Source organism: Thermus islandicus DSM 21543 (genome assembly GCF_000421625.1).
GTDB lineage: Bacteria > Deinococcota > Deinococci > Deinococcales > Thermaceae > Thermus > Thermus islandicus.
The window spans coordinates 1-6,916 of sequence record NZ_ATXJ01000033.1; the positions used below are offsets into that span (position 1 = coordinate 1).

Consider the following 6,916-nt stretch of genomic DNA (forward strand, 5'->3'; position numbering starts at 1 on the left):
CCTGAGGAAGGCCAGGACCTTGTTCTGAGCGTCCCTGCGCCTGTTGTGGAGCTTTTCGTACTCCCTCCTCAGGAGGGACTGGATCTTCCTCCTCTTCCTAGAGCCCTTCTCCGTCCTTGCGAGCCTCCTCTGAAGCCGCGTGAGCCTGGGTGTTTCGCGCACCTCGAAGTCGATCTCCATCCCGTTGGACAGGGTGAGCTTGGACCTAACGCCGAAGTCTATTCCCACGGCTTCCCCGAGGGGCTTCCCTTTGGGCAGGTAGCAGGTGACGTGAAGGTAGTAGCCGCTCGGCTTTCTCACCAGGAAAGCGTTGGCTACCTCCGCCCCCTTGGGTATCTGGTGGAGCCCAAGGACGCGGAACTCCCCTAGCTTCTGGATCCTCACCCTGTTCCGGGCAAAGTCCAAACGGTAGGTCGCGCCGTACTGCTTCAGGGGGATGGAGTGGAGGAACCTCTTGGGCTTGAGGCGGCCCACCTTGTGCCCGCCTTCCTTCAGCCTCCTGAGCGCCCGGAGGTTATCTTTGAGCCTATCGGCGATCTCCTGCTTGATCTGGGAGCCGAGGACGGTGAGCGCCCTTTCTTCAAAGGCCTCGCCCACCTTGACTTCCACCGCGCCGATTTTGTTGGCGGGCAAGCCGAGCCTGGCCGTGTCTGAGACCAACCAGTTGTACAGCCACTTGGCCTCCAAAAAGGCCCTGTGGAGGAGCTCTTCTTTCCTTCCGGACAGGTTCTGGAGCTTGAGCTGGAAGACGGCGGGCCTCGAGGCCTTCCGCTTTTCCCTCGTTTCCCGGAGGGTGTTCTTGATCCGCTCGGCTTTGGTCATGCCCCTACTTTCCCTTGCAGTGGTACGACCTCGTCCACGGAGATCGTACCACCGCCATTAGAACCCTGCAACGCATCCAATGCTAAGGCCGCCTTTCATCCCACTCTTGAAAGAGTGGGCTTTCCCGGCGGCTCCTCGTAAGCCTCTTCCGGCTCCGCCACCAGGAGCACGGGGTACTTCAAGCTCAGGTAGTAGTCCAAAGGCTTCCGCATCGTGTCCCTCTGGTCGCCGCCCCTTGAAACAGGGCCACATTCCTCAGGCCTTCCCTACTCAAAAAGCCCCTCCTGCACCACCCCCCGCGCTCTCGCCGCCTCCACCGCCAGGTGGCCGTAGCTCGCAGCCAGGAGGTTGAAGCCCTGGGCGTCCTCGGCGTGGCCCTTGCGCTCGGCGATCTGATAGAGGCGGTAGGCCAGGGCCCGGGCTCCCTCCGCCAGGGTGGGGGGAAGCTCGGCGAGGAGCCTGGCCGCGGCCCCCTCCCCTTCCCTCTCCAGGAGGCGGATGAGGTGATGGGCAGCCTCCCAGGCGCTCAGGCGCCGGTCGCTCTTCGGGTCCCACCCCGCGGGATACTCCTCGGGCCTTAAGAGGCGCACCTTCCCGCGCCGAGCGAGGAGGATGCCCCCTTCCTCCAGAGCGGCCACCGCCACGTTCTTGGCCTTGGCCAGGGTCTCGGCGTCCCCGAAGGGGCCCTCACCGTAGCCGTACTGCTCGTACCAGGCGAGGGCGAAGCGGCTCGGCGCGTCCAGCTCGGCCTCCTCCTCGGCCAGGAACTCGTCCAGGACCTGGTTGATGAGGGCCAGGGCCTCCCGCACGGAGAGGGGCCTGCCATCGGGCTCCACCACGCCCCGGTAGCGGCTGAAGACGGCCATGCCGGGGCCGATGGCGCTTTGGGCCAGGTCCACGGGGGGGATGCTCCCCCGGGTGAGGTCCCTTAGGGCCTTGGGAAGCTCGGCCCGGAGGGCCCTGAGGAAGTCCTGCCGGGTGGCGAGGGGGGCCTCCTTGGACCTTGGGCGGCAGACCAGCACGATGGAGGAGGCGAGGGCGTTAGAACCTTGGCCCTGGAGGCGGTTTTGCAGCTCGGTGCGCATGGGCCAGGTGGCCACCACCTGGAAGCCCTCCTCCACAAGGCCCTGCAGGAAGGTCTCCCACCCCGTGGAGGCCACGGCCTCAGCCTCGCGTCCTTCGTCCTCCTCCACCTCCTGCTGTTTGAAGGCGTAGTAAAGGGTGAGGGGGTAGTCGGGGTGGGCCCGCTTCCTGAGGTGGCGGAAGACCTGGCGCATGCCCTCCTCAAAGTGTCTACGGGCCTCCTCCTTGCCTCCGTGGCGGAAGGGGTCGGCGATGAGCTCCTCGGCCTTGGGGGTGAGGAGGGTGCGGAAGAGGTCGGGGTAGACCTCCTTCAGGTTCCGGCGGAGCCAAACGTAGAAGAAATCGGAGAGGGCGGCGTACCTGACGTTGTCGTAGTAGGGCGGGTCGGTGGAGATGAGGGGCGGGTGGGGGACGCCGTTCACCGACTCCAGGGCGTTGGCCTGGCGGGCCGTGCCCGGGGGGGAGGCGGGGAGGGTTTCCAGGGCGGAGGCCACCCAGTCCAACATATTGACCCACGAGCCTGTACTTTCGCTGAAGGGGTTGGCCTCGGCGAAGTCCCAGGTCATGGGGAGGGCCTGGCGGGCGAAGACGCTTCTCACCGTGGTACGCCCCGCATCCCAGCTCGCAATAGAGCTGTGCCGGTTGCAAAGGTGGTCCACCGCCAGCGCCAGGTACACCCGCACCGCCTGGGCGTAGGCCCGGGCACCCCTCCCCCCCTGGGCCAAGGGGGTGGGGTCCTCGGAGAGGCCCATCCTCAGGGCATCCTGATAGGCCCGCTCCTCCGCCTCCTCCAGGAGGTCGGAGAAGGTGCCGAGGGCCAGGAGCTGGCGGGGGGTGAAGAGGTCGGCGTGGGTGGAGAGGCCGTACAGGGTGCACCGGATGTCGCGAGGGTCGTAGGTCAGTTCATAGGTAGGCCTCCAGTTGGGCACGGCTTTTTGGGCAACGGCCTCGTGCTCCGGGTCCGGGGCGTGGTAGCCGCGCCCTCCCGCCTCCTCGGTTACGATGGCCTCGAGCCTCGCCCCCATCCGCCCGGCCCGGCCCTCGGCCCGCACATGCTCCAGGGGAATGGGGGAGCCGCACACCAGGCACCGGGCTCCGCGGCGGTTCACGGTGCCCTCTAGGGGCGGTGCGCCCGGTCCGGTTTGGATGCGGAACACCACCCCTCCCCCCTCCACCTCGGGGACCACGTAGGCCTCCCTTCCCCGCGTTTTGGAAAGCCAGAAGGAGCGCACCAGGGGCGCCTCGGCCCGGCAGGCGGGGTTGGGGCAGGTCACGGTGCGGGCCCAGAGCCAGGCCATGACGGTCTTGCCCTCTAGGCTCGGGTAGAAGGCCCCGATGCGCCGAAAGGCCTCCTCCCGCATCCAGCGGCCGTAGAAGCGCACGTCCTCGGCAAGGCCCTTGGCCCAGGGGAAGCGGTCGGTGGGCTGGCGCCTCGCCTGGTACTCCGGGTTCACCGGGGGGAGGCCAGCGAAGCGGGGGGGAATTTCAATGAGGGCCTTGTTGAGGAGGACGGCCACGGGGTTCAGGTCGGAGGCGTAGGCCCTAAGGCCCAAGCGCTGGGCCTCGAGGGGAATGGTCCCCCCGCCCGCGAAGGGGTCCAGCACGGGCGGGGCCTTCTGTAGGAGGGCGAGGAGGGCCTCCCGGTTCTCCCTAGGGGGCGGGGGTTCGCCCAGGCTCCGGGCGAGGGCCTTGGCCATCTCGTGGCGGGCCTCCCAGAGGGTAGGGGAGTCGGGGTCCTTGGCCTCGTCCCAGTTCACCAGCCTTTCCATAAGGGCGAAGAGCCGCTCCCGCTCCTTGGCCGCCTGGTCTTCCGGCAGGTGCTCGCCGGGGTCGTCCACCACGCTGGCGAAGAGCACCGCCCTGGCCGTGGCCAAGGGGCGCCTCGCCCACCAGAGGTGCAGGGTGGAGGGGTGGCCGTGGCGGATGGACTTCTCCCGGCTGGCCTCCTTGTTGATGGCCTCGAGGGGCAGGGCAACCTCAATCAGCTTTCTGGGCATGGCGGGCCTCCTCCAAGATTTTCAGGATCTCCTGGGCGGCGTAAAGCCTGTTACGCTTCCTTTCGCTGATGGGTGTCAGAATGCCGTCCTTTTCCAGCCTCTGCACCAGCCTGTTCGCCCAGGCATGGGTGATCCCCAGTCGGTCCTTGACCAGAGGAACGGTCAACACCGGGCGCTCAAAGAGAAGGTCCAGTAACCCCAGGATGTGGGCGCTTCCCCCCTTCTGTCCGTAGTCTTCCCGCCACTCCCTCCAGAGGTCAAGGAGCCCGCGCGCACGCTCCGCCACGTCCTTAGCCTCGGTGCACACCCCTTCCAGGAAGAAGGCCAACCAGTCCTCCCAGGCTCCCCGCTGGCTCACCCCGAGGAGAAGGTCGTAGTAGAGGGTTCGGTGCCGTTCAAAGTAGGCGGAGAGGTACAGGGCGGGCTCCCGCAAGAGCCCCCTCTCCAAAAGCATCAGGGTGATGAGGAGCCGCCCAATCCTACCGTTTCCGTCCAGGAAGGGGTGTATGGCCTCAAACTGGTAGTGGACCAGGGCGATCTCCACGAGGGGCGGAAGCTTGTGGTCGCTGTGCCAGAAGCGCTCCAGGGCATCCAGGGCCTCTAGCATGGGGCCGGGAGGAGGGGGAACGTATCGGGCCTCTTCCAGAGAACTCCCCGGTGAGCCGATCCAGTTCTGGGCCCGGCGGAACTCCCCTGGGGCCCGGCCCTCTCCGCGCACCCCCCGCAGGAGAACCGCGTGGACCTCCTTGAGGAGCCTTAGGGACAGGGGTATCTCCTGGAGAAGCTCCCTCCCCCGCTCCAGGGCGTGGATGTAGTTGAGCACCTCCTGGGCATCTTCCCTGAGCTCCGCGGAGGGGAACAAGGGCACCTGGGCCTCGAGGGCGTAGACGTCCAGCAAGCCCGCCTGCGTCCCCTCTATGCGGGAAGAGAGCACCGCTTCCTTCTGGATGAAGGGCCGGATGAAAAGGTAGGGGTTGGGGAGCTGCCGCAAGAGCCCCGCCAGTTCCCCAAGGGCCCTACTGGCCTGGTCAAGAAGGAGAACGAGGCGCTGGCTCCATTCCAACCGAGGAGGCAATGGATCTGGCAGAAAGGCGTACAGGCCCCGGCCAATGGCCATAAGCTTCCCCGGGGCCTGGGGGGCGAAGTCCTCCGGGCGCACGGGCCTTATGATACTAGTTCCCCCCTCTTGTATCACAAGACTCGGCATGTGCTACTTCCGTATCACAAAAAGCGGCGGCAGGAGGCTATCGGCCTCAGCCGACAGAGGAACGCCGCCTCGCCGCCTCCTTGTGGCTCTTCGTGCGGCAAGGAGCCTTCTACCTGGCGGTGGTCTGCGAGGTGGACGAGCCCGAAGCCTTGGAGCCGTGCGGCGTGCTGGGCGTAAACCTGGGCCAGACCAACCTGGCCACCGACAGTACCGGCGAGAGGTTCTCTGGGGAGGCTCTGCAGCGGGTCCGCCTGCGCTACGCCAGGCTCGGGCAGCGCCTTCAGAAGCGAGGCACCCAGTCGGCAAGGCGGCACCTGCGCAAGCTCGCCCGCAAGCAGCGCCGCTTCGCCCAGACGACGAACCACACCCTCGCCAAGGGCTTGGTGGAGAAGGCCCAAAGGCACCGCGCCGCCCTCGCCCTTAAAGACCTCAAGGGCCTCCGGGCGCGGACAACGGTTGGGCAGGCTCGGAGACTTCGCCACCACGCTTGGCCCTACGCGCAGCTCCGGTCCTTCGTCGCCTACAAGGCCGCCCTTGCGGGGGTACCCGTCTCCCCAGAGGGACCTGGTTAGCCGAAGCGCACCTTTCTGCACGCCGACCCCCCACCAGGATGAGGGTCTCGGCCTACCCCCCACCTCTCCCACGATCCGTTCAGGATGGGCTTGAGGGGCGAGAGGTCTCGCGGTACCTCGCGCCCAAGGAGAGGAAGGAAGGCGCCTACTTTCAGGACCCGCCAGGGATGGGCGCCGAAAGCGCTCCTTCCGTCGGTAGACCCCTTCCGGCTCCCTGGCGAGCCCCGAAAGCTCAAAAGAAGGGAAAGAGCGGCCTTGGCTTTCCCGATTTCTCGGGAAAGCCTCCGCCTGAGGTAGGGGTTCCCCTCCGCCCTCTTGAGCTTCTCTAGCTCCTGGAGGCGGTCTTGGTAGAACCCCTCGGCGTGGGCGAGGAAGGATTCGTCTTGGAGGAGGGCCTCGTAGCCCTTGGGAAGCCTCTCCTCGTACCCCAGAGCCCTCCTCCCGATCACGAGGGCGGCGGCGATGTCCTTGGAGAGGGAAAGCAGAGGGGCGTACTTGAGCATCCCTATCGTGGAGGTGTCCTGGGGGTTCACCTCTAGGACCTCCACGCCCCGCTTACGGGCAAGGGCGTGGATCTTCTCCAGGAGGGAGCGGTAGGCGAAGCGGTGCTGCTTCTTGCGGAAGTTCCGCCCCGAGCCGTCGCCTCTTTTTGACTTCCTGAGGTATTTGAGCCTCTCCGTGGCGAGGGCCACCCCGTGCTCCTCCGCCAGGGCCACCACCTGATGAGCGATTTTCCAGAGGAAGAGTTCCTTAGCTCCCTTGTTGGGGGCGGCGTCTACTTCCTCCAGGGAAAGGGTGAGGTGGTACTTGAGGTTCCCGTCGGGAGAGACCACGGCGAGGGCCAGGTGGTAGGGGTCGCTGTTCACGTCTATCCCCAGGACCCCGTTCGCTCTGGTGTGGACGGGAGGGGGAGGGACGTCGGGCCAGGAGAAGTGGGCGTAGAGCTTCCCCTCCTTGAGGGTGAGCTCCGCGTTGTAGGGGGAGGAGGAATAGACCCTCCCCAGGAGGGCTTTGAGCTGGGGGTGGGAGGTCTTCACCAGGGCGTAGGCGTACGGCTTCTTTTCCTCGCCCCCTACCCCTAGGTTCACGCGGAGCCACAGCGCGCCGTCCCTGACCTCAACGCGGAGGTTGAGGTTGCCCTCCCTGCTCTTGTCCCCCCGGCTGTAGAGGAGCCCTTGCCTCTTCTCCTTCCACCTCCGCTTGAGGGCTTCCAGGGGCTTGCCCGAGAGGTGCTT

At 66.5% G+C, this 6,916-nt stretch carries 5 protein-coding genes; 1 reads left to right on the forward strand and 4 read right to left on the reverse strand.

Features of this window, described 5'->3' with window-relative positions:
• The 3 genes from H531_RS0111745 to H531_RS0111760 all read right to left on the reverse strand — a co-directional run.
• Positions 1–687 (reverse strand): RNA-guided endonuclease InsQ/TnpB family protein (locus H531_RS0111745; RefSeq protein WP_211210539.1); only part of this gene is annotated, 687 nt, incomplete at its 3' end.
• A 401-nt stretch (positions 688–1,088) separates the two neighbouring features.
• Entirely contained in the window at positions 1,089–3,902 is a 2,814-nt protein-coding gene (locus H531_RS0111755) for a DUF1156 domain-containing protein (protein ID WP_022799519.1), read from the reverse strand.
• Positions 3,883–5,061, reverse strand: a complete 1,179-nt coding sequence (locus tag H531_RS0111760; RefSeq protein WP_022799520.1) for a Fic family protein — start codon at positions 5,059–5,061, stop codon at positions 3,883–3,885. The genes H531_RS0111755 and H531_RS0111760 overlap by 20 nt, the downstream gene beginning before the upstream one ends.
• Before the next feature lie 140 nt (positions 5,062–5,201).
• On the opposite strand from H531_RS0111760, the gene H531_RS13200 reads away from it, so the two are divergent.
• On the forward strand, positions 5,202–5,681 hold the full coding sequence (locus tag H531_RS13200) for an IS200/IS605 family accessory protein TnpB-related protein (protein ID WP_169562210.1): 480 nt from the start codon (positions 5,202–5,204) through the stop codon (positions 5,679–5,681).
• Here the strand turns inward: H531_RS13200 and H531_RS0111770 are convergent.
• Positions 5,678–6,916: SSO2105 N-terminal domain-containing protein (locus H531_RS0111770; RefSeq protein ID WP_022799522.1), on the reverse strand; the 1,239-nt coding region annotated here is incomplete at its 5' end. The genes H531_RS13200 and H531_RS0111770 overlap by 4 nt on opposite strands.

Bases quoted from the DNA above. Each gene is read 5' to 3' on its own strand.
- H531_RS0111755 (WP_022799519.1), bottom strand. From the start codon at position 3,902: ATGCCCAGAAAGCTGATTGAGGTTGCCCTGCCCCTCGAGGCCATCAAC.